This is a genomic window from Sphingomonas gellani, assembly GCF_900110035.1.
GTDB classification, from domain to species: Bacteria; Pseudomonadota; Alphaproteobacteria; order Sphingomonadales; family Sphingomonadaceae; genus Sphingomonas; species Sphingomonas gellani.
The window spans coordinates 118,773-142,044 of record NZ_FOCF01000007.1; the positions used below are offsets into that span (position 1 = coordinate 118,773).

21 protein-coding genes are annotated in these 23,272 nt (G+C 67.9%); 6 read left to right on the forward strand and 15 right to left on the reverse strand.

Translation table 11 applies throughout. The features are described 5' to 3' along the window. Positions 1-38: 38 nt before the first annotated feature. The 3 genes from BMX37_RS13900 to BMX37_RS13910 are packed head-to-tail and all read right to left on the reverse strand — an operon-like array spanning position 39 to position 4,470. Positions 39-2,465, reverse strand: coding sequence for an ABC transporter permease (locus BMX37_RS13900; RefSeq protein ID WP_093666439.1), 2,427 nt, complete (start codon positions 2,463-2,465; stop codon positions 39-41). A gap of 11 nt (positions 2,466-2,476) precedes the next feature. Then, complete coding sequence (locus BMX37_RS13905; protein ID WP_093666356.1) at positions 2,477-3,154, reverse strand: ABC transporter ATP-binding protein; 678 nt, start codon at positions 3,152-3,154, stop codon at positions 2,477-2,479. 11 nt (positions 3,155-3,165) lie between these two features. After that, complete coding sequence (locus tag BMX37_RS13910; protein WP_244501596.1) at positions 3,166-4,470, reverse strand: efflux RND transporter periplasmic adaptor subunit; 1,305 nt, start codon at positions 4,468-4,470, stop codon at positions 3,166-3,168. 120 nt (positions 4,471-4,590) lie between these two features. Here BMX37_RS13910 and BMX37_RS13915 point away from each other — a divergent pair, with 120 nt between their 5' ends. The 5 genes from BMX37_RS13915 (at position 4,591) to BMX37_RS13935 (ending at position 11,829) form a co-directional block, all read left to right on the forward strand. After that, positions 4,591-5,799 (forward strand): sigma-54-dependent transcriptional regulator, encoded by a 1,209-nt coding sequence (locus BMX37_RS13915; RefSeq protein ID WP_244501597.1) that lies wholly within the window; start codon positions 4,591-4,593, stop codon positions 5,797-5,799. After that, positions 5,789-6,976 carry a sensor histidine kinase gene (locus BMX37_RS13920; RefSeq protein ID WP_093666358.1) on the forward strand — a complete coding sequence of 396 codons (1,188 nt, stop codon included), beginning with the start codon at positions 5,789-5,791 and terminating at the stop codon, positions 6,974-6,976. Before BMX37_RS13915 ends, BMX37_RS13920 begins: the two co-directional genes overlap by 11 nt. 118 nt (positions 6,977-7,094) lie before the next feature. Continuing rightward, positions 7,095-9,623 carry a TonB-dependent receptor gene (locus BMX37_RS13925; protein WP_093666359.1) on the forward strand — a complete coding sequence of 843 codons (2,529 nt, stop codon included), beginning with the start codon at positions 7,095-7,097 and terminating at the stop codon, positions 9,621-9,623. Further along, complete coding sequence (locus BMX37_RS13930; protein WP_244501598.1) at positions 9,617-10,798, forward strand: YdcF family protein; 1,182 nt, start codon at positions 9,617-9,619, stop codon at positions 10,796-10,798. The genes BMX37_RS13925 and BMX37_RS13930 overlap by 7 nt, the downstream gene beginning before the upstream one ends. 41 nt (positions 10,799-10,839) lie before the next feature. Further along, positions 10,840-11,829 carry a phospholipase C/P1 nuclease family protein gene (locus BMX37_RS13935; protein WP_093666360.1) on the forward strand — a complete coding sequence of 330 codons (990 nt, stop codon included), beginning with the start codon at positions 10,840-10,842 and terminating at the stop codon, positions 11,827-11,829. Between the two features lie 43 nt (positions 11,830-11,872). Here the strand turns inward: BMX37_RS13935 and BMX37_RS13940 are convergent, their stop codons facing one another. From BMX37_RS13940 to BMX37_RS13995, 12 genes are all read right to left on the reverse strand, one after another. Continuing rightward, positions 11,873-12,538, reverse strand: coding sequence for a UPF0149 family protein (locus BMX37_RS13940; RefSeq protein WP_093666361.1), 666 nt, complete (start codon positions 12,536-12,538; stop codon positions 11,873-11,875). A 40-nt stretch (positions 12,539-12,578) separates the two neighbouring features. Continuing rightward, a complete protein-coding gene (locus BMX37_RS13945; protein WP_093666362.1) occupies positions 12,579-12,776 on the reverse strand; it encodes a hypothetical protein in 198 nt (65 codons plus the stop codon). A 130-nt stretch (positions 12,777-12,906) separates the two neighbouring features. After that, positions 12,907-13,686 carry a 3-keto-disaccharide hydrolase gene (locus tag BMX37_RS13950; RefSeq protein ID WP_093666363.1) on the reverse strand — a complete coding sequence of 260 codons (780 nt, stop codon included), beginning with the start codon at positions 13,684-13,686 and terminating at the stop codon, positions 12,907-12,909. Further along, a complete protein-coding gene (locus BMX37_RS13955; RefSeq protein ID WP_170841978.1) occupies positions 13,683-15,101 on the reverse strand; it encodes a Gfo/Idh/MocA family protein in 1,419 nt (472 codons plus the stop codon). Before BMX37_RS13955 ends, BMX37_RS13950 begins: the two co-directional genes overlap by 4 nt. Positions 15,102-15,182: 81 nt before the next feature. After that, positions 15,183-16,859, reverse strand: a complete 1,677-nt coding sequence (locus BMX37_RS13960; RefSeq protein WP_093666365.1) for a GMC family oxidoreductase — start codon at positions 16,857-16,859, stop codon at positions 15,183-15,185. A gap of 23 nt (positions 16,860-16,882) precedes the next feature. Then, positions 16,883-17,722, reverse strand: a complete 840-nt coding sequence (locus BMX37_RS13965; RefSeq protein ID WP_093666366.1) for a sugar phosphate isomerase/epimerase family protein — start codon at positions 17,720-17,722, stop codon at positions 16,883-16,885. After that, positions 17,719-18,288, reverse strand: a complete 570-nt coding sequence (locus BMX37_RS13970; protein ID WP_093666442.1) for a gluconate 2-dehydrogenase subunit 3 family protein — start codon at positions 18,286-18,288, stop codon at positions 17,719-17,721. The genes BMX37_RS13965 and BMX37_RS13970 overlap by 4 nt, the downstream gene beginning before the upstream one ends. Positions 18,289-18,436: 148 nt before the next feature. Then, the gene (locus tag BMX37_RS13975; RefSeq protein ID WP_093666367.1) at positions 18,437-19,348 is read right to left on the reverse strand and encodes a hydroxypyruvate isomerase family protein; all 912 of its coding nucleotides are present in this window, start codon (positions 19,346-19,348) and stop codon (positions 18,437-18,439) included. Between the two features lie 13 nt (positions 19,349-19,361). Continuing rightward, positions 19,362-19,730, reverse strand: coding sequence for a c-type cytochrome (locus tag BMX37_RS13980; protein WP_093666368.1), 369 nt, complete (start codon positions 19,728-19,730; stop codon positions 19,362-19,364). Continuing rightward, the gene (locus tag BMX37_RS13985) at positions 19,727-20,872 is read right to left on the reverse strand and encodes a Gfo/Idh/MocA family protein (RefSeq protein WP_425288464.1); all 1,146 of its coding nucleotides are present in this window, start codon (positions 20,870-20,872) and stop codon (positions 19,727-19,729) included. The genes BMX37_RS13980 and BMX37_RS13985 overlap by 4 nt, the downstream gene beginning before the upstream one ends. Beyond that, positions 20,872-21,936, reverse strand: a complete 1,065-nt coding sequence (locus BMX37_RS13990; RefSeq protein ID WP_093666369.1) for a sugar phosphate isomerase/epimerase family protein — start codon at positions 21,934-21,936, stop codon at positions 20,872-20,874. Before BMX37_RS13990 ends, BMX37_RS13985 begins: the two co-directional genes overlap by 1 nt. Further along, positions 21,933-23,099 (reverse strand): MFS transporter, encoded by a 1,167-nt coding sequence (locus BMX37_RS13995; protein WP_244501599.1) that lies wholly within the window; start codon positions 23,097-23,099, stop codon positions 21,933-21,935. Before BMX37_RS13995 ends, BMX37_RS13990 begins: the two co-directional genes overlap by 4 nt. On the opposite strand from BMX37_RS13995, the gene BMX37_RS19200 reads away from it, so the two are divergent. Further along, complete coding sequence (locus BMX37_RS19200; protein ID WP_244501600.1) at positions 23,098-23,253, forward strand: hypothetical protein; 156 nt, start codon at positions 23,098-23,100, stop codon at positions 23,251-23,253. The genes BMX37_RS13995 and BMX37_RS19200 overlap by 2 nt on opposite strands. Positions 23,254-23,272 lie beyond the last annotated feature (19 nt).

Here is a 23,272-nt window from a genome sequence, read left to right on the forward strand (position 1 = left end):
CGTCCGATCAAAGGAGGAAAAGGATGTGGCGGCGGCCGTCAATCGTGGTGCAAGGCCCAGGCAGGAGCCGCCCGGCTCGCCCGCACCGACTGACCCAGCGCGGTGAGCACGGCGATCGCGGCCGCGACGAGACTGGCGGCGAGGAAGTAGACCGGTGACAAAGCGATCCGGTCGCCAAAGCCGGCGAGCCATGTCCGCATCGCGAAATAGGCAAGCGGCCAGGCGATCAGGTTCGCCAGCAGCACAGGTCGCAGGAATTGGACCAGGAGCAGCCTGACGATGTCACTGGCGGACGCGCCCAGCGTCTTGCGGATGCCGATCTCCCTTATGCGCCGGGCGGTGTTGAAGGACGCCAGCCCCCACAGCCCGACACAGGCGATCAGGATCGCAAGCCCCGCCCCGATGCCGAACAGGCGCGCGGCCTGATCATCGGCCTGGTACAGCCGGCCGAGACGCCGGTCCGCCGTTTCCGCGATAAGCGGCACTTGTGGCGACAGCCGCCGCCAGGTCTGCCGAACACGGTTCATCATGACATTCGGATCACCGGTGAACCGGATCGCGGCGACCGGCGTCGGCGGCACATCGCGGGTATATTGAAAATAGGTCGCCTGATCCGGCGTGCGCGGCGAGAAGAAGCGGAGCTGGTCGATCACGCCGATGATGGTCCGTGGCAAGGATCCGCCGACGGTCTTTCCCACGGCCTCAGCGGGCGACGCGAAGCCGAGCGCCTCGGCCGCGACACGGTTGACGACGATGTTGCGCCCGTCCTTCCACCTGGTCCACTCACCCGCGTCGTCGGCACGATGCCGATCATCGAACAACCGCCCCGCGAGCAGTCGCGGACCATAGGCCCGGAAGAAGTCGGGTCCGACGCTGGCGACCTTGATCGACGGGCCCAAACCGGGCCGGCCGGGCACCTCCACCACGTCCACCATACCTGCGCCATCGCCGCCCACACCTACGCTGCCCGCGCCAACCGCAACGACACCTGGCATGTCACGCAATGCCGTGACGATCGCGCGCGACTGATCGGGAAAAATCCTCTTGTCGGCGAGCGAGGGCACCACGATCAGTCCGTCGCGTCGGAAACCGAGGTCGGAACGACGTACGTGCGCGGTCTGCGCCACAAGCACCGCCGTGGCGATGATGAACGCGGTGGCCATTCCGAACTGCATCGTCACCAAGGCCTCGCGCAGGCGCGTTCCCGCCCGCCCGCCGCCTGGCGAACGTGCGGAGGCGAGCACGCCCGCAGCCGAGAGGGACGACAGAAGCAGCGCGGGATACATGCCCGCTGTCGCGCCCACGAGCAGCACCAGCAACGCCAGTACCGGCAGTGCCAGGGCGTAGGGGATGCCGAGCGACAGGCCGTTCGCGGCATTGATGAGGGGGAGGGCAAGTTCCGCCATGATCAGTCCGGCAAGCGCCGCCACCGCCACCGTCAACATTGCCTCGGCCAGGAACTGGCGGATCAGCGTGCCGCGATCCGCGCCCAGAACCTTGCGCATCGCGACCTCCCGCGCGCGCAGTCCCGAACGCGCGGTCGCCAAGTTCACATAGTTCACGATGGCGATCAGCAGCGTCATGGCCGCGACGATCCCCAGCGTGGTGACGGTCAGCCGGCGCCATGCGGTTTCCGTCCCCTGCGGCTCCAGATGGATCCGGCTCACGGGCAACAGCGACAGAGTGATCGCCTTATCCGGTTCCGGCCCTAGTTCTTGACCGGCGCGGCGCCGGACGAACGAGGGCATCTTGGCCTCGAACCGCCGCGCGGCGGCCGCGTTCGGAAAGCGCAGGAACGTCGATACGGATGCCGTGCCCCATCTGTACCAGGCCCATTCGGCAGGTGGCGCCTTTCGCGGCATGGGCAGCAGGATCGCGATCCGCAGATCGGTGTTGTCGGGCAAATCCTCGAAGATGCCGGCGACCCGGTATGTCTGGGGCGCGTCGACCGCGATGGTCAGCGGCTGGCCGACAGGATCGGCCGCGCCGAACAGGGTACGCGCCGCCGACCGGCTGATGAGCGCGCCGTCAGGGTCCGCCAGCGCCCGGCGACCGTCGCCTGTCACCATCGACAGGGCGAACACGTCGAAGAACGAAGGGTCGACCTGCGCCACGTCCATCGGCAGGGCCTCGCCCCCGCGCAGCACGGCGCCGCCATCCTTGCCGCCCCGTATGCGCGTGCCGACAAGGCCGGGAAAATCCTGCCTCATTTCTTCGAACAGGCCGGCCATGGTGCCGGGATATGCGCCGTTGAACGCGCCACCCGGCAGGTGCAGTTCGGTCTGCACGAGGTACAGTTCGCGGTGGTGCGGCAACCACCTCTCGAAACTCAGTTCGAAGCGGACATACAGGCCCAGCATCAGGCAAACGGCGATCCCCAGCGCGAGGCCGCCGATGTTCACCACCGCATAGGCGCGGTGGCGCGCGAAGGTGCGGTACAGCCCCAATGCAGCCTGACCGATCACGCCGGCGCCCTTCAAATGTCGCGCATGGCGGATGCGACGATGCGGCCGTCGAGCATGTCGATGCGGCGCTTCGCCATGTCGGCGTGGCTGGGGGAGTGGGTGACCATCACGATCGTCGCGCCCTCCGCGTTCAGGCCGGACAGGATGTTCATCACCTGCTCGCCATTGGCGGTGTCCAGGTTGCCGGTCGGCTCGTCGGCCAGGATCAGCTTGGGATCGCCGACGATCGCGCGGGCGATGGCGGCGCGCTGCTGCTGTCCGCCCGACAACTGGTGCGGGAAGTGGTGGGCGCGGTGGGCGATGCCGACCTTGTCCATCGCCGCGGCCACGCGCGCGCGCCGGTTCCCAGCATCGGCGCGGTAGGCGAGGCCGAGCGCGACATTCTCCTCGATCGTCAGTTCGTCGATCAAGTTGAAGCTCTGGAACACAAAGCCGAGGGTCTGGCCGCGAAACTTCGCCAGCGCCTTTTCATCCAGCGCGGCCAGGTCGCGGTCGCCGAACAGGTAACGCCCCCCGGTGGGCCGATCCACGGTGCCCAGCGTGTTGAGCAGCGTCGATTTGCCGCAGCCGGACGGCCCCATGATGGCCAGGAACTCGCCCTCGGCGACATGGAGGTCGATGTCGTGCAGCGCGGTGGTTTCCACCTCGTCGGAAACGTAGCGGCGCTGGATGTTCTGGAGCCGGATCATGCTGGTCCCTTTCAGCGGATGTTGAGGATGTCGCCCTTCACGGACGCGGTGTTGGAGGTGACGATGCGATCGCCCTGGGCGAGGCCGGACAGGATCTCGACCTGCTCGGGATTGCGGCGCCCGGTCTTCACGGAACGGCGGCGGGCATGGCGACCGTCATCGTCGAGCACGAAGACGCTCGATCCGCCCCCCGCCTCCAGCCAGCTGCCGACCGGAGCCACCAGCGCACGCGATCGGGCGCCAAGCGTGATGCGGATGTCCAGCGTCTGGCCGCGGTTCAACCCGGCAGGCGCGCTGTTGTCGAACGTCAGCTCGACACGAAACCGTCCATCCTTCACCGCCGGCAGCACGCGGGACACGGTTAGCGCCGCGCCGTCGCTGGTCCGCGCCCTTTGTCCCGCCGCGACGCGACCCAGGAAATATTCGTCCACGTCCGCCTCCAGCTTCCACGATCCCTCGCTGTCCACCTGTCCGGCCGGATCGCCGGCCTTCAGCGTCTGGCCGGGCTGAATGGTGAAGTTGGTCAGCCGGCCGCCGGCGGGGGCATGGATCGTCAGCGCCTCCAGCCCCGCGCGCACCGCTGCCAGGTTGCCCGACAGGCGCTGTTGCGTGTCGGCCAGCCGCGCGCCCTGCGTGGCGGTGATCCGCGCCTCCGTCGCGCGTCCGGTGCGCAACTGCGCCAGACGCTGCGACTGATAGGCGGCCTCTTCCTGGAAGCTCTTCACGCCGGCGTCGGACACGAACCCTTGGTCGTGCAGCTGCTGACGCACCGACAGGTCGCGCCGCGCCTTGATCAGGTCGTATTCGGCCTGCGCCACCTGCCCCGCCCGGTCGAGCCGGTTGCGCTCGATCCCCAGTCCCTCGCCCGCGACCTGGCCCAACTGGCTGGCGATCTGCGCCTCGCGGGTCAGCACATCCAGGCGCAATTCCGGATTGGCCAGCGTGGCGAGTGGCTGGCCGGCGTGCACCACCGTGCCGTCCTGCACCAGCAGCCGCTCCACCTGCCCCCCGCTCAACACGCCGACCAGCGTGGTGACGCGCGGGGCGACCGTGGCGCGGACGGGCAGGTAGTCGTCGAACGCGGCGCGCGCCACCTCCCCCGTTTCCAGATCGGCCGCCGCGACGTCGGTCGATCCGCTTGCCGGGAGGAAGCGCCACAGCGCCACGCCGATCAGGACGACCGCCAATCCGATCAGCACGCCGCGCCGTCGCCACCATGGTCGTGCTCGCCGGGCGACGCGGCGGTCCATCGCGGCGCCCGAAGTGGTGCTTGCGCCCATGTCCTGTTCGGTCATCATGAGCGGATTGTCGCTCACCACCGGGAAAATACCTAAACCACTATGGAACAACGGTTTTCACGGATCACGAACACCGATGACCGTTCGCAACCGGACGCACTGTCCACGAATGGACGGTCGGAAACGGGGTCAAGGGGATTGTCGATCCTGCTGGTCGACGACAACCCGCATGTCGCCGATTCGCTGGATGTGGCGGTCCGGCTCGCGGGCCACGCTCTGGACCGTGCCGAGGGGCCGGAGGATGCGCTGTCCCGCCTCGCCATGCGGCGATACGACGCGGTTCTGCTCGACATGAACTACACCGCCGGCCGCACCAATGGGGCCGAGGGACTGGCGCTGCTGTCGCGCATCATGTCCGACGATCCGGGTGCGCGGGTGGTGGTCATCACCGCGCACAGCGGCATCCGCATCGCGGTGGAGGCGATGCGGGCGGGTGCGCGCGATTTCGTGATGAAGCCGTGGCGCAACGCCGACCTGCTCGCCAAGCTGGAGGCGGCGGCGGCGTGGACGGCACCGGCCGCCGCCTCCCGCAGCCCCTATGTGGACCCGGCCCCGGCCGGACTGATCGGCGACAGCCCGGCGATTGCGCGGGTGCGGGACATCGTCCGCCGGGTCGGACCGACCATGGCGGGAGTCCTGATCGCCGGTCCGTCCGGCAGCGGCAGGGGGCTGGTCGCGATGGCGCTGCACGCCGCCTCACCCCATGCCGCCCTGCCGATGGTTCAGGTCGATCTGCGCGATCCGGAGGCATGGGCCCGCATCGACGCGGCGGACGGCACGCTGCTGCTGCGCCACTCGGATCGGCTGGGCAGCGTCGAACAGGCGCGCCTGCTCGACCGCTTGCCCGATGGTGCCCGTGCCATCGCCATCGCCGACGATGTCGCGGCGATCGACCCGGCGCTCGCCCGACGCATCGCGGCGGTAACGATCACCGTCCCCTCGCTCGCACAGCGGGGCGAGGACGCGCTGCTGCTCGCGCGGCATTTCGCGCGAATGGCGGCGGAGCGGTACGGACGCCCCGCCCCCCGGCTAACCCCGGCGGCCGAGGACGCGGTCATGCGGATAGACTGGCCCGATCAGGCGCGCGGACTGGCGGCGGCGGTCGAGCGCGCCGTGCTGCTCGGCGAGGGCGACATGATCGACGCGGCGTTGCTGGTGTCGCCGAGCCACGCGCCCGCCGAGGCGACCGACACGACGGCGCCATCACGCTTCGACCTGGAAGAGAATGAGCGTGCGGTGATCGAGGCGGCGCTGCGCGAGCATCACCACAACATCACCCATGCCGCGACGGCGCTGGGCCTGAGCCGCGGCGCGCTGTATCGGCGCATGGAGCGTCATGGCCTATAGCGCGGCGGTGCGGCGGCGACGTGCCATCGGTGCGCTGGTGTCCGGCGTGGTCCTGGCGGGCGCCGGCGCGATCCTGCTGGTGGCTTGGCAGGCCGGATGGTGGGCGACGGCGTTCGGGTCGGCGCTGTGCATCCTGTGGATCGTCGGGCTGGACTGCTGGTCCGCGCTGCGCGGCGGCGCCCCCGCGATGCCGGCCGACAGCATCCCGTCTGATGCGGATGCGATGCCGCTGCTGGCATTGCTCGATCAGGTGCCGGTGCCGCTGGTCCGCATCGACGGCAGCGGGGCGCGGGTGCTCAATCGCGCCGGGCGCCACCTGTTCGGCACCGACGACCGTATCCTGCCGACCCCGCCGGAGTTGGTCGACCCCGCGGCCGATCGGCTGCGTCATGAGGGGCGTGCCTGGCGGATCAGCGCCGTGGCGATGGGCGGGGCCCGGCGGCTGGCCGTGCTGATCGACGTGGACGCCGAGGAGCGCGCGGCGGAAGGACGCGCCAGCGACGAGATGATCGACATTTTGGGCCATGAACTGCTCAACGGCCTGTCGCCGATCGTCTCGCTGGCCGACAGCGCGGTCACGGCCGCCGCGCGCGGAGACGCCATGCTGCCCGATATCCTTTCCACGCTGGCGCGCCGCATCGAGGGGCTGGAAGGGTTCACCCGCGCCTACCGGACCTTGTCGCGGCTTCCCGATCCCGTGGTGGCGCCCGTCTCGTTGCGGGACCTGGGCGACGACCTGGCGCGCCTGTTCGCCAGTCGTTTCGGCGACGCCGTCACCCTCATCATGACCGTGTCCGATCGGACGGCGACCATGGACCGGGACCAGCTCACCCAGGCGCTGTGGGCGTTGCTCCAGAACGCGGCGGAGGCGGCGGTTGCGGCCGGTCCGCCATGCCGCGTCGACCTGAACATGGCAGCCGACGATCAGGGGCTGACGATCCGCATCGGCGACACCGGCCATGGCATCGCCGCTCCCGACCGTGCCCGCATCTTCCGCCCGTTCTTCACCACCAAGCCGAACGGGTCGGGCATCGGCCTCAGCCTGGCGCGGCGCATCGCCCGCGCGCATGGCGGCGACCTGTCCCTGCTGCCGACGGCGCGGACGATGTTCGAACTGCACCTGGCCACATCGAGCGCCGGCGTGCCGCACTCCTCGACAAAACAGCGGCCCGATTGATCGAACAAGCCCCCTCACATCTTCGAGTTTTTTGTTGCCGTGTTTTGGAGTTGTAACATTCGACCATCAACGGGCGGACGTCGCCAACGATCGCGGCGCAGACTTACCCCGGGGGATCATGTTCAAATCCGTTCTCGCAACCAGCACCGCGCTTCTTGCGCTGTGCCCGGCCTTTGCCGCACCCGCCTTTGCGCAGGCGGATGCCACCACGGCCCGGACGAACACCCCGGCGGCCAGCACCGACGACGCGAGCGCGCAGGCGAACGCGCCGGAGGAGCCGAAGAACGACATCATCGTCACCGGTTCGACGCGCGCGCAACGCCGCTTCGACGCATCCTACGCGATCAACACCATTTCGCAGACCGACATCGAGAAGATCGCGCCGGTCAACTTCGCCGACCTGATCGGCCAGCTCCCCGGCTTCCAGACGGAGATCACCGGCGGCGAGGTGCAGAATATCTACCGCATCCGCGGCCTGCCGAACGATGGCGGTTTCGTCAGTTTCCAGCAGGACGGTTTGCCGCTGTTCCACGAGAATGACGGTGTCTTCTTTCGCGGCGACGCGATCCTGAAACCCGACCTGATGACGGAGCGGGTGGAGGTCGTGCGCGGCGGTCCGGCACCCGTCTACGCCAGCTATTCGGGCGCGATCGTCAACGCGATCGAGGTCACGGGCCGCGACGTCGTGCGCGGCAAGGCGCAGGTGACGCTGGGCGACACCGGACTGTACCGGGGCGATGTGGTCCAGTCGGGGCCGCTGGGCAACAACACCTATTACGCCGTCGGCGGGTTCGTCCGCTATCATGACGGGTACCGCGACAACGGCTTCCCCAACGACAAAGGCGGTCAGTTCCGCGCCAACATCAAGCATGACACGGACACCGGATCGTTCCGCGTCAGCTTCAACTACGTCAACGACCACAATGTCTTCTACCTGCCGATTCCGACCGCCGATCCGCGCAATCCGAATGTCTCGCTCGACCCGTACATCGACTATTTCTCCGGCACGCTGAACTCGCCGTCGCTGCGCAATGTCGATCTGCGCTTCCGCAACGCGGCGGGCGTGGTCCAGAACGCCGCCAGCGACCTGAGCAAGGGGCGCCACATGCGGATGTTCAACGTCGGCACGCAATATGAGGCGGAGTTCGACAACTGGCTGGTGTCGGCAAAGGCCGGGGTCACCATGGGCCAGCTGGATTTCACCGCCTTCTACTCGACCACCAATCCGGTCGACGCCAACAGCTTCGCCAACGGCTATCGCACCCGCGCCAGTGCCGCGTTCGGGCCGGTCGCGTCGTTCGGCTATGTGCTGGCCGGGACCAGCACGGTCTACGACCCCTATGCGGCATCGGGCCTGGTGGTGCAGGGCCAGTACCGCGACATCCACTCCAAATTCTATTCCAGCCAGGCCAACCTGTCGGTCGCGAAGAAGTTCGAGACGGGCTTCGGCACCCACGACCTGAAACTTGGCGTGTACGGCAGCCTGTATGGAGAGGACAGCCGCACGTTGTACCAGAACTACCTGATCGAGGTGGCGGGCCAGCCCCGCACGCTGGATCTGGTCGCCTATAACGCCGCCGGCGCGCGGATCGGGCGCGTCACCGACAACGGTGTGCTGAACTATGCCGCGACGCTGAACCGGGGCGATTCCGACGCGCGCATGATCGCGTTCTTCGCCAACGACACGTGGGAGATCGTGCGCGGCCTGCGCATCGATGCCGGCGTCCGTCACGAACGCTACAACTACAAGGGCTATGCCCTGCTAACCGGTCAGGCGAACCTAGGCGACGCCACCACGCTGGCCGACGACACGACGCGCGCCTTTACCGGCGGGGTCGTCAACCAGACCGGCAACCCGCACGTCACCAACTGGACAGTCGGGGCCAATTACGACTTCAACCGCCACATCGGCGTCTATGGCCGCGCATCGCACCTGGCGACGCCGCCCAACATACAGACTGTGATGAGCATCAACCCGACCATCCTAACCACGGTCGCCGACCAGTACGAGGCGGGGCTGAAGCTGGCGGCCGGCCGGTCCTATCTGTACGTCACCGGGTTCTACACCAACTTCGACCCGCTCAACGCGTCGTTCCTGGCGTTCGACCCCACCACCGGCCGCAACGACGTCAACGTGCCCTTTATCGGCGAGGCGCAGGTGAAGGGCGTGGAGTTCGACGGATCGCTCGCGCTGCTGCCATGGTTCACGCTGAACGGCGCGCTGACGATCAGCGACCCCAAGTACAAGAACTTCCAGAGCGCGACAGGCGCCGATCCGGTACAGGCCGAGGGCAAGCAGATCGTGCGCCAGCCCAAGATCTACGGCAACATCCGCCCCAGCTTCGACTTCGACCTGGGTGGCAACGCCGTGTCGATCTATGGCCGCTACACCTACATGGGCAAACGCTATGTCGACCTGTACAACAACACCGCGTTGCCGTCCTATGGCACGACAGGTGCGGGGATAACGGTGCGACACGGCAGCTGGCAGGTGCAGGTGGTGGGCGACAACCTGTTCAACGCGCATGGCCTGACGGAGGGCAATACCCGCACCGACCAGCTAAGCGGACAGGGCAATGCGGAGGCGATCTACGGCCGCCCGATCTTTGGCCGGAACGTGCGCCTGGTCGTCGGCAAATCGTGGTAAGGGGGCGCTGGGCGCTCGCGGCGGCAGCGCTCGTCGCGGCGGGCGTCCCGGCGTTCGCCGCGCCCGTCGCGGCCGACCGGACAACTCCGGCCACCGACCGCACCGTCGCCACGCTGTCGCGTCGGCTGTTCCCGCTGCTCGATGCGATCGGCGCGGATCCGGCGGCGGTCGCCCGGTTGCGGGCACAGCCCGGTGTCGCGGCGATGCTGGCGACACGCGCGGCGCGACGGGCGGCGTGCGCGCAGGACCTGCCCTGCATCGCCCAGGCGCTGATCTGGTCCGCCGAAGAGGCATCGGCGCTGTCCGCCGCCGTTCCGATGGACGCGCCGCATGCCGATGACGGCGCCGCCGCGCAGGTCCGGCGCGAGGTGGAGGGGATCAACGTGGTGCTCCGCGACTACGCGCTCGGCCATGTCCCCCGCTATCTTCAGATCGACGGCCCCGGCACGATCGATCCGATGGAGGCGAAGGCGCGGCTACAGGCCGCCGAATGGCTGTCGCGCGCACCCCGCGCGGGTTCGGCACAGGCGCTGGATGGCAGCGTGGAGTTTGCGCTTGCCCTGCTGGACGTCAGCGACCGGACGGATGCCACCGCGTTCGAGCCGCTGACCGGCGGGATGAACGCGGCGGCGGCGAAACGGGCCCGCACCACCGATTGGGCGCGCTGGCGCTACACCGCGATGATCGTCACCGGCGTCGGCCCGGAAACGCCCGACGCGGCGCTCAGCCCGTTCGGCCTCTACCATCTGCGCCTTGCCGCCAACCGCTTCGCGCAGGGCGACATCCCCTTCATCATCGTGACCGGCGGCCGCGCACATCCCCGCGCCACCCGCTTCGTGGAGGCCGAACAGATGCGCGCCGCGCTGATCGAACGCTACGGCGTGCCCGCCGATGCGATCCTGATCGAGCCCTATGCCCGCCACACCACGACCAACCTGCGCAACGCCGCCCGCCTGCTCGCAAGCATCGGCGCGCCGCTCGACCGCGACACGCTGATCGTCTGCAACCCGGGCCAGAGCGATACGATCGCCAGCCCCGGCTTCGTCCAGCGCAACGTGACGGAATTGGGCTATGCCCCCGGCCAGGTCGGACGCCGCCTGACGCCGACGCAGCTGGAGTTTCGGCCGTCGCCCATGTCGACGCGCGTCGATCCGCGCGACCCCCTCGACCCCTGACGTACCCCTGACGTACCCTGCCCCATTCGGGAAGAACGATCATGCGCCCCGCCCTGCTGACGACCCTTTCCGCCGCCGTCACCCTGTGCCTTCCCTCCGCGGCCTTCGCATGGGGCGGTACGGCTCATGCCGTGATCGACCAGGCGGCGATCCAGGCCATTCCGGATGACGGCCCGACATTCTTGCGCAGGCATTTCGACTATATCGCCGGATCGGCATCGCTGCCCGACACGTGGCGCGGGTCGTCGGAGAACTTCTCCAAGATCGAGGAGGATCCCAACCACGGCTGGTTCCGGGAACAGTTCCGCTTCCTGAAGCCCATTCCGCGGTCCCGTTACGAGTTCGTGATCGCGCTGTTCAAGCGCTACCAGGCGTTCCAGCGCACCGATCCCGCCACCGCCGCGCGCACCAACGTGCGATGGACCGGCACCCTGCCCTATGCCGCGATCGAGGCGTATCAGCGGATCATCGTGTGCATGCGCGACGTCCGCGCCGCGCAGGCGGCGGGACGGGACAGCGCCTTTGCGGAACAGCATTGTGCCTTCGACGTGATCCGGCTGGGCCATTACATCGGCGATGGCGCGCAGCCGCTGCACGATTCGGTCAACAGCGACGGCTGGCGCGGGCCGAACCCACACGGCTACACCACCGACCGGTCGATCCACGGCCGCTTCGAAAGTCGCTTCGTCGACGGCATGACGCTGACCGTCGCCGACATCGCGCCGCGCATTGGCGCACCCGGACATCGCACGGGCGACATGTTCGACGCGATCCTGACCTTTCTGGACGGAGCCGGCGACCAGATGGAGCGGGTCTATGTGCTGGAAAAACGCAACGGCTTCGCGGATTTCGCCGACAAGGACGTCCGCGCCCTGATCTACGCCCAGACCACGGCCGGGGCGACCATGCTGCGCGACATGCTGTGCCGAGCCTGGGTGGAGAGCGCGACGTCGCCGGCAGAGGTCGTGCCGTCGCCCATCGACTTCGACAATCCCCGCTTCGATCCGGAAACGGGCTCGGCACCCGGCTGAGGCCGTTTGCGTGGGTGCTGCAGCGGGACTCTGCTGCCCGTGCTTACCCGCAGCACCGCTTGAATTTCTTGCCCGAACCGCACGGACACGGATCGTTCCTGCCAGCCTTGGCAGGGTTCGTTGCGACCGACAGGATTTGCACCGTCGACGTGGCGGCGGAGCGTGCGCCATACAGCCGCACCACGTCCTCCATCATGTCCGTTGCCGCGCAATCCTGCAGCGCGTTGATTTGCATGCTGTCCAAATCGCTCTCGTTGCGCGCGACCGCGATCAGCGTCCTCAGGCGCGACACGGCAGCGGCAGCCTCGGGATCATCCCCTTGGTCAATCGCGGTCCAGCCGTCCGGGCGCAGCGCCATCGCCTCGGCAAAGCCGTCGATCCACATCTCCCACAACGGCTCGCCGTTACGCTCGTCGATGTCGATGACCGGCCGGGGCTTGCCGCGTCCCAGATCGCGCACGATCTCGTCGTGCCGCGCCATGACGGCATCGGTGAACCACCGGACGTCCGCCGGATCATCGAACACCGGCACGTCGCCATCGTCGATGCCCCAGATGTTGCCGAACCATTCCGCAGGCGCGATCGCCTCCGGGCAGACGACGATGCCGTGGAGAAAGCCGTCCAGCTCCGTCAGGAGCATCGGCTCCTCCAGCGGCAGGGCGGCCAGCGCATCGTCCAGCCGCCTGAGGCGGGAGGGCAGCTGCCTCACGCGGTCACGCGGGCCGATGCAAGGCGACCATGACCCGACATCACAGACGGATGTTGCGCTTCTGCATCTCGGCCGCTGCGATCGTCCACAGGGGCGTCTCCTTGTCCCCGGCGAAGATGTCCGCCAGATCGAGCAGATCCTCGTTCGCCAGCGCCACGACCGACGCCTCGATCGCGGCGAGGCGAGCAGCGATGCGCTCGGCGTTGGCCACCTCGCGCCTGATCCGTGTCTTGAGCATGCCGGTACCGATAGCAGCATCGCGACGCAAAAGGCACCTCCCACGTGTCGAACGCGTGAGACACCTGTACACGGCCCTCAAAACCCGGCGAACGGGGCCTGAAACAGCCCCCGCCCGCGCGCCCCAACCCTCACTTCAGCTCACGAATCCAGATCGATCGGAAGCTGATCGGTGCGCTGGGATCGCCGTGATCCTGCAACTTGATGGGGGCGGCGCCATGCGCGGTGTATTTCGGCTTGCCGATATACGCCGTCTCACCGGTCAGCGCGTAATGGTTCTGGACCAGCACCCCGTTGAAGAACACGGTGACGAACGCCGGCGTGGTCAGCGAACCATCGGCGGCGAAGACGGGCGCCGTCCAGATCACGTCATAGCTCTGCCATTCGCCCGGCGCGCGCATCGGATTGGCGAGCGGCGCCGACTGCTTGTAGATGCTGCCCGCCTGTCCGTTGACATAGGTCTTGTTACGGAAGCTATCCATGATCTGGAGTTCGTAGCCATTGTCCCCCGGCCCCGTGGACGCCAGGAATAGCCCGCTGTTGCCGCGCGCCTGTCCCGTGCCCGTGATGCCGACCGGGATGCGCCATTCCAGGTGCAGCTGGTAATTGCGGAAGGTGCGCCGCGTCTCGATGTTGCCGGTGCCCTTGCGCACTGTCATCTCGCCGTTGCCGACCGTCCACTTGGCCGGCGTCTTGTCCTTGGTCGACACCCACTCGGCCAGGCTCTTGCCGTCGAACAGGATCACCGCGTCGGATGGCGGGGCGACCGCGACCGCCGGACCGGGCGTGACCACCGGCGGTTCGGGTTGCCACACCTCGGTATCTTCGGGACGCGGGCCGGAACTGGCCTGCATCGCGAAAGCCGGAGCGGCGAAGGCGAGCATGGCAACGGCAGCGGCCTTGAGGGTCATAATTCCCATCCCTTGCGATAGTCTCTGTCCAGAAAGCGGTTCGCGTCGGGCAGGTTGGTGATCCGCCCCGAAGCGCCGTCATATTCGATCGGCTGGTCGGCCCGCAGCGCCACCATGCCGAGCAGCATGGTCTCGGTCAGCGGCACCGCGCTCGAGAAGGGCGACGATATCGCCTCTTCTCCGCGGATCGCGCGGATCCAGTTCATCTCGTGCCCGTCGCGGCCACCCTGGATGCGCGGCAGCGACACCGGGATCGCCGCGGCCCGCGCCTCCACCCCGTCGCCGATCAGCACCGGCTTTTCGCCATAGGTGTCGTGCATCAGCATGCCGCGGTCGCCGATATACAGCACGCCGCCATCGGGGTTCATCCGCGCCGTCGCCGGCATCGCCACGGGCGTCGGCGGCATCAGGCCACCGTCGTACCAGGTCATCATCAGCGGCCCCGGCTTCGCCGCACCGAAGTGATAGGTGGTGATGTTGGCCAGCGGATAGCTGCCCAGGTCGGCCGGCGGCTTGCCGTCCCAAATATTGTCGTCACCGCCCCAGCGGCTGTGCCGCGTCTCGATCCGGGTCGGCAGGCCGGGTTGGAGCGCCCAGACCGGAAAGTCGACCAGATGCGCGCCCATGTCGCCCAGCGACCCGATGCCGAACGGCACCCAGCCGCGCCAGTTGAAATGGGCGTAGTCGGGATTGTAGCCCCAGTCGACCGGCGCCGGTCCCAGCCACAGGCCCCAGTCCAGCGTGGCGGGCTTCGCCACCGCGGCGGGACGCGCCTCGCCCTGCGGCCAGACCGGGCGGTTGGTCCAGGCATGCACCTCGCTGACCCGACCGATCGCCCCGCCCCGGATCAGTTCCACGACGCGCCGGCCGTCATCGCCGGAATGGCCCTGATTGCCCATCTGGGTGACCAGCTTCGGATTGGCGCGCGCCAGGCCGAGCAGGGTGCGCCCCTCACGCACGGTATAGGTCAGCGGCTTCTGCACATAGACGTGGATGCCGCGTTCCATCGCCGCCTTCGCCGCCAGCGCGTGGTGATGGTCCGGGGTCGCGATCACCACCGCGTCGATGTCCTTGCGGGCGTCGAACATGCGGCGATAGTCCGCGAACTTCGTCGCGCGATCGTAAGCGGCCTTCAGCGGCTGCATCGCCGGTTTCGCCGCGCCCTTGTCGTCGACGAACGACTGCGCGACATGCGCGAAATCGACATCGGCCAGCGCGACGATGTTCTGGCTGGTCAGGCGGGACATGTTCTGCGCGCCCATGCCCCCCGCTCCGATCACGGCCAGGTTGACGCGGTCGCTCGCGGCGATGCGCCGCGCCGACGCCTGTCCCGGCAGGCCGAGCAGACCGGCTGTCGCCGTGGCGCCCGCCAGCCAGTCGCGCCGGGTGACACCGCCATCTTCGTTCGTCGCCATCGCCATTCCCCTCAACAATCCGAACCGGACAGCGGCGGCCGACCCCGGCGGGGCCGACCATCCGCGCAGGCCGGAACCTAGCTAGGCATGCTTCATCTGCCGAACCGCATGGTCGGCCGCGCGGGCGGTCAGCGCCATGAAGGTCAGCGACGGATTGACGCAGGAGGCCGACGCCATCTGCGCGCCGTCGGTGACGTACAGGTTCGACGCCTCATGCGCCTGGTTCCAGCCGTTCAGCACCGACGCGCCCGGATCGCGGCCCATGCGCGCGCCACCCATCTCGTGGATGGCGTCGCCCGGCACATGCTCCCCTTCCGAACTGGTGACGTTGGTCAGGCCCGCCCCGCGCAGCATCGCCTCGCCCTGCGTCCTTGCGTCGGCCATCATACGCAGTTCGTTCTCGCGGAACGTCACGTCGAAACGCATCAAGGGCACGCCGAACCGGTCGACCTTGTTCGCGTGGAGCGACACGCGATTGTCCTTGTAGGGCAGGCACTCGCCGAACGCGCCCATGCTGAACCGCCACGGCGCATATCCGCGCATGCCCTGCTTCATGGATGCGCCGAACCCGACCGGCGCCGCCGGATTGCGGAACGCGCTGCCCTGATAGCCGTAACCCCGCTTGAACCCGACATTCTCCGCGCCATCGATGTTGCGAAACTTGGGGATGTATACGCCCCCCGGCCGGCGGCCATATTCGATGAGGTCGGTCATGCCGGGGATGTCGCCCTCCACCCCGACGCGGAAGATGTGGTCCATGACATACCGGCCCAGCGTACCGCTGCGGTCGAAATAGCTCTGGCCGCTGCCGGCCGGACGCGAATTCATCATGATCTGCGTGGAGGCCATGGCGGATGCGCACAGGAACACCAGATCGGCGTTCACCACCTGCGCCTGGCCCGTCTTCGAATCGACGTAGCGCACGCCCGTCACCCGCTTGCGCGCCGTGTCATATTCCAGGTTGGTGACCACCGCATCCGATTGCAGCGTCAGCCGCCCGGTGGCGCGCGCCGCGGGCAGCGTCACCGCCTGGGTCGAGAAATACGCGCCGAACGAACACCCGTTACCGCACTGGTTGCGGAACTGGCACTTGGTCCGGTTCTGGTCGGGCTTGTCCTCCGTGATGTTGGACAGGCGCGTGTGGATCAGCTTGCGGCCCGGAAACTTGCTCTCCAGCCGCCCCTTCAGCCATTGTTCGGCGACGTTCATCGGCACCGGCGGCATGAACTCGCTGTCGGGCAGATAAGGCAGGTTCTCGCGAGAACCGGACACGCCGATGTAATTCTCGACATATTTGTACCACGGCGCGACGTCGTCATAGCCGATCGGCCATTCGCCATCGATGCCGTCGCGCTTGTTCGCCTCGAAATCGGCGGGCGCCCAGCGGAAGCTCCAGCGACCCCAGATCAGCGACTTGCCCCCGACCGCGCCGGGACGGATCCAGTAGAACTTTTCGCCTTCGTCATAGGCGTACGGGTTCAGCCGGTCGTCATTGTAGAATTTCTGGTTGCTGGGCGCGACATAGCCGTGCCGCGCGATGAAGTAATCGCTCTCCACCAGCGCCTTGGGCATGATGTTGCGGGCAGGCACCTCATAGGCGGGCTTGCCGTCATAGGTATAGCCCTCGCCATGCTCGACCATCGCACCGCGATCGAGCATCAGCACGCGCAAACCCTTTTCGGTCAATTCCTTTGCCGCGAACCCGCCGCTGACGCCGGAGCCGATGACGATCGCGTCGAACCTGTTGGTCGAAGCCATGATTGATCCTCTCCTCCGCGCGGTCAGAAACGCAGCGCGCGCAGCGTGTTGAAGCTGGTGGTGATGTCCGGCAGGTACGGTGCCGGCGCTTGATCGTTCTCGACATAGAAATGCCGCACGCCCGCCGCGCCCTTTTGCCGGAACAGCGCGGCAAAATCGATCGTCCCCTGTCCGACGGCGGCCATGCTGCGGTCCGCGCGCATGTCCTTGACGTGGAACGCGTAGATGCGGCGCCCCAGCCGGTCGATCAGCGCCGCCGGGTCCTGCCCCGCATGGACGGCCCAGTACAGGTCCAGTTCGACCTTCACCAGCGCGGGATCGGTTTCCTTCAGGAACCGCTCGTACAGGGTGTTCGCACCCGTGCCGACGAACTCGAAATCGTGATTGTGGTATGCGAAGCCCAAGCCCGCCTTTTTCAGGTCGGTGGCGAAGCGGTTGAAATTGGGCAACGCCGCCGCCCATGCTTCGGGTGTGCGATGCTCGTCGGTCATGTAGGGCAGCACCACCGTATCCGCGCCCAGCGTCTTGGCCATGGCGACCGACCGGTCGAACTGGCCGAGCAGCGCGTCATATCCGATATGGACGGAGGGCGCGCGCAGGCCCAGCCGATCCAGCGCCCCGCGCAGCATGGCGGGATCCATCGTGTCGTAACCGCCGCCGCCGAACTCGACCTCCCGGTATCCGATCCGCGCCACCTGTTCGAGCGTCCCGACCGGGTCCTTCTGGAAGATGTCGCGCACGGTGTAGAGTTGCAGGCCGATCGCCTTCAACCGTGCGGCCGCGGCGGTCGGAATGACCCGACCCGACAGGGCCAGGGCCGCGACGGCGCCAGCGCCGCCAAGCAGGGTTCGACGGTTCATCATGCGCTGTAGACCTTGTTGACCTTGGAATAGGGAAAGGCGCCGTTGTATTCGCCGGGCACCGGCAGATACTCGCGCTCCTGCGTGATGCCGATCTCGGACGTGTAGTATCCGGTGATCACAAGCTGACGAAACGCCTCGAAGAAGGTGGCGCCCTTGGGCAGCTGATCGTTCATGGCGAGCGTCAGAAGCGCGTCCTGCTGCGCCGGCGTCGCCTGCGCGGCGGACACCCGGTAGTCCTTCAGGCTGCGCGCCTCGATCGCGGCCAGGCCGTCGAGGATCGGCACCCGGTCGTCCGGCGACCCCCAGTCGGCCAGCAGCTTTTCCAAAAAGGCCGGTACGCCGGCGGCGATCGCGCCGGGAGTGTCGGTGGTGGGAATGACCCGGTCGCTCAGCGCCGTCATCAGCGCGCGCTGGGCCGGCGTGAATACCGCCACGCTGGGCGGCCCCTCGCTGATGACCGGGATCTTGGACGCCTGGGCCGCGCCCGCCGCCCGCGCGATCGGCGCGAACACGCCGGTGCCGAACAGGGCGACCACGCCGGCAAGCGCGGTTCTACGATCGATCAATGCCATTCTCCCTCCACACCCGCGCGATCGTGGCACCGGGCGATGTCCGCCCGGATGCAGCGATGGGACGCGGGCGAACCACGATATTCTCTCGGAAACGGTGCAGGCGACCGGCGCGGCGCCCTCCCCACGCGTGCACCGACCCCGCTCATGCGATGTCGATCGCGCGATAGGCGGCGATCAGCCGATCCTCGCCCGCGCGGCCCTTGACGGAATTGCCGTGCTCCATGCCGATCACCCCGGCATAGCGGCGCTGGCGCAACCACTGCACGATGCTGCGATAGTTGATCTCGCCGGTCCCCGGCTCGTTGCGGCCGGGATTGTCGCCGAACTGGATGTAGCCGATCTCGTTCCAGCACGTGTCCAGCGTGGGGATCAGGTTCCCGGACTGGATTTGCTCGTGATACAGGTCGGCCAGGATCTTCACGCCCGGACTGTTCACGCCGCGCGCGACGGCATAGCCCTGCGCGATGCTCTGCATGTACACGCCCGGATGGTTGGTGCGCGTGTTCAGCGGCTCCATCACCACCGCGATGCCATGAGGCGCGACGATGTCGCCGGCGCTGCGCATCAGGTCGATCACGCGCGCGGTCTGGATGTCGACCGGCACCCGGGGATCGAGGAAGCCCGTGACCACCGTCATGCGCGTCGCGTGCAGCCGCTTCGCGACATCGACGGCGCTGCGCATGTCCGCCAGGAACGCCTCGCGCTCCGCCCCGTCGACGGTCCCGAACACCGGCCGCGACTGGCCCCAGTTCGGCATGCTGGCGACGAACACGCCCATGGTCATGCCGCGCTGTTGCAGGGCGCGCGCCATGCTTTCCTGCTCCGCCACCGGCCGACCGCGCGCCTCGTTGTCTTCCCACGCGGTGAAGCCCTGATCGGCGGCAAAGGCGATCTGTTCCAAGAGCCCGCCACGGCTGGCGAAGCTGCCCTGGTGCGGCGCGAAGCCGAGGGAGAAGCGCGCCGCGTTGGACCCTTCGCGCCGCGCAAGGCCCGCGCTCGCCGCAATGGGCGCGGCCGCGCCAACGGCCAGAACGGTGCGGCGCGAGAAGGTCATGCGCCCAGCGTCCTCACTTGCCGCCCTGTGCCTTCAGAAAGGCGATGATCGCGGCACGTTTGACCGGGTCGGCCATGCCGAACGGCATGCGCGTGCCCGGCACCTTCTTGGACGGGCTGGCCAGGAACTCGTTCAGCGTCGCCTCGTCCCAGCGCAGCTTCGACGCCTTCAGCGCGGGCGAATAGTTGAAGCCGGGCAGTGATGCCGCCGGGCGACCGACCACACCGTTCAGGTTCGGGCCGACCCCGTTGCGCCCGCCCTTGTCGACGGTGTGGCACGCCTTGCACGCGGCAAAGGCCGGCGGCGGCGCGGTCTGCGCAATGGCGGGCGCCGCGGCCAGCAAGGCCGCCGTTGCCGCCACAAGGCTGATGGTACGCTTCATACACTCTCTCCAGGATCGATACTGGTCCATTTGTGGTCCGCCGCCGCGTTGGCAACGACCGCCTCGACGAATTGCATGGTGCGCAGGCCGTCCGCGACACCGGGAAAGCCGGCGCCCGCCTCGCCACGAATCGCCGCCGCGAAGCCACGATACAGGTTGGCGAACGCCTCCACATAGCCCTCCGGATGCCCGGCCGGCGTGCGCAGCATCCGGGTGGCACCCTCGCTCAGGCCAGGTCCGCCCGCACGCAGCACCTCGATCGGGCGGTCCAGCCAGCGCAGCGTCAGCGTGTTGGGCTCCATCTGCGCCCATTCCAGCCCGCCCAGTTCGCCATGGATGCGCAGCTTCAGGCCGTTCTCCTCGCCCGCGGCCACCTGGCTCGCCTTCAGCGTGCCGCGCGCATCGCCGTCGAAGCGGATCAACGCGCCGACATCGTCGTCCAGCCGCCGTCCGGGAACGTGGATCGCCAGATCGGCGGACACCGATCGCGCGCGCAGTCCGGAGACATGCTCCGCCAAGTGAAAGGCGTGCGTGCCGATATCGCCCAGGCACCCGCCCAGCCCGGCACGCGCCGGGTCGGTCCGCCATTCGGCCTGCTTGTTGCCGTCGCTGTCGATCGGCCGGCTGAGCCAGCCCTGGAGATACTCGACCTGCACCAGCCGGATCGTACCCAGCTCGCCGCGCGCGATGCGGGCGCGCGCCTCCTCCACCATCGCGTAACCGCTATAGGTGAAGGCCAGCGCGAACAGCCGCCCGCTCGCCTCGGCCGCGGCGGCGATCGCCTTCGCCTCTGCCACGCTCATCGCCATCGGCTTTTCGCAAAAGACGTGGAATCCCGCTTCCAGCGCCGCGATCGCCATCGGCGCGTGGAGGTGGTTGGGCGTCACGATCGCCAGCGCGTCGATGCGCTTGTCGGCCGGCAGCGCGCGCTCGCCCGCCAGCATCGCATCCAGAGAGGCATAGGTGCGGGCCGGGTCCAGCCCGAGTTGTTCGCCGGTGCGCGCATTGCGGCCCGCATCGGTGCTGAACGCCCCCGCAGTCAGCCGCCACGCGCCGTCCAGCGCCGCCGCCATGCGATGGATCGCACCGATGAACGCGCCCTCGCCGCCGCCCACCATGCCGAGCCGGAGTGGCTGCACCATCACGCCGCGCCCTTGTCCAGACCGAGCAGCGACCGGATCGCGGCTTGGTCGACGCCGCTGGCCGCGAAGTCGTCGAAAGGCCGCTCGGTCAGGCGGATGATGTGGTCGCGGATGAACGGCGCCCCTTCGCGCGCGCCATCCTCGGCCCGCTTCAGCGCGCATTCCCATTCGATCACGGCCCAGCCGCGATAGCCATATTGGGCCAGCTTGCTGAACACGCCGCCGAAATCGACCTGTCCGTCGCCCGTCGACCGGAACCGGCCGGCGCGGTTCACCCAGCTCTCATACCCGCCATAGACGCCCGACCGCCCCGTCGGATTGAACTCCGCATCCTTGACGTGGAAGCACGCGATCCGCTCGTGATAGCGATCGATGAAGTCGAGATAGTCGAGCTGCTGGAGCACGAAATGCGACGGGTCGAACAGCAGGCGCGCGCGCGGATGATGGTCGACCGCGTCCAGAAACCGTTCCCAGCTGGCGCCGTCATGCACGTCCTCGCCGGCATGAACCTCGAACGCGCAATCGACACCGGCGTCCTCGAACACGTCGAGGATGGGCGTCCAGCGCCGCGCCAACTCCGCGAACGCTTCCTCGACCAGCCCCGCCGGCCGCTGCGGCCAGGGATAGACATAGGGCCAGGCCAGCGCCCCGCAAAAGGTCGCATGCGCCGACAGGCCCAGATTGGCGCTAGCCCTGGCCGCCAGCTTGACCTGCTCCACCGCCCATGCCTGCCGCGCGGCGGGCTTGCCGTGCAGCTCTGCCGGCGCGAACCCGTCGAACAGCGCGTCATAGGCCGGATGCACCGCGACCAGCTGACCCTGGATATGCGTCGACAGCTCCGTCGGCTCCACGCCGAACCGGGCGAGTCGGCCGCGCAGGTCGTCGCAATAATCCTTGCTCTCCGCCGCCGCCTTCAGGTCGATCAGGCGCGGATCGCACGGGATCTGCACCCCGACATAGCCGAGGCCCGACGCCCATTCGGCCAGATGGTCCAGCGTGTCGAACGGCGCCGCATCGCCCAGGAACTGCGCCAGGAAGATCGCCGGCCCCTTCATCCCGGTCATGCCCGCGCCTCCTCAGGGCGATTGCCGCGAAAGGTCAGCTGGAACAGGATCGCGATCAGCGCCGCTGCGATCGCGGGATACCACCACAGGTGGTGCCAGTCGGCGACGCTCGGCGTGGCCGGCAACTGCGCATACAGGATGCCGCCGATCTGCGCGCCCAGCAACATGCCCACGCCATAGGTGAACAGCGTCAGCATACCCTGCGCCTGCGCGTTAACCCCCTTCGGCGTAGCGATCGTGCCGGTGTAGATCGCGCCCGCGACGAAGAAGAAGTCGTAGCAAACGCCGTGCAGCGCCACGCCCAGATAGATCGCCCAAATCGAGCCGCCGCCGTCCCCGATCGCGAACAGCATGTAACGCAGCGCCCACGCCACCATGCCGACCAGCAGCAACGGCTTCACACCGAAGCGACGGTACAGCCAAGGCATGGAGAACATGAAGGCGAGTTCGGACATCTGCCCGATTGCCATCGTGCCACCGACATTCTCGATCCCGGCACTGCCAATATAGGCGGAGGCATAGGCGTAATACATCGCCAGCGGGATGGAGATCAGCGTCGCGCAGACGATGAAGATCAGGAACGACCGCTGCCGCATCAATCCGAACGCGTCGACGCACAGCACCTGTCGCACCAGCCCTTCGCTCTGCGGCGCATCGGGTTCGACGTTGGGTAGCGTGAAGCTGTAGAAGCCGAGCGCGACCGACACCACGCCCGCCACCACGAAGATCTGGGGGCTGGCCGACAAGCCGGCCCAGCCGATGATCAGCCCCGCCGCGATCCAGCCCAGCGTTCCGAACGCACGGACGAAGGGAAACCGGTCCACCCGCTCGCCGAAACTCTTCAGCGCGATCGTGTTGGCGAGGCCGACGGTCGGCATGTACAGGATCATGTAGCCGAGCAGCAGCCAGACGAAGCTGTCGCCATGCCCCGGCGCCACCAGCGCGGGCAGCGCGAACAGGATCGCGCCGCCGACCAGGTGCAGGATCACCATCAGCATCTTGGGGCTGAGATAGCGCGCGGCCGCCATGCCGAGCAGGAACGATCCGACGATGGAGGCGATGGGCCCGACGGAAAAGGCGTTGGCGATCAGGTTACCGATCCCGACCGTCTGCATCACCAGGCCCAGGGTCACGTTCCACGCGCCCCAAACGAAGAATTGCATGAACATCAATGCACTCAGGCGTGTCGTCAGCATCGACGAAGCCGATCGCTCGGTTCCCGGTAACACACCCTCGGCAGCGACCATCCGCGCATCCTCCCAGCAGTTTCGCCTGCTCTTCCTGTCCGAAGACTATGGACCGGAAACGCGCATGTAAAGGATTACATTCGCGCCTA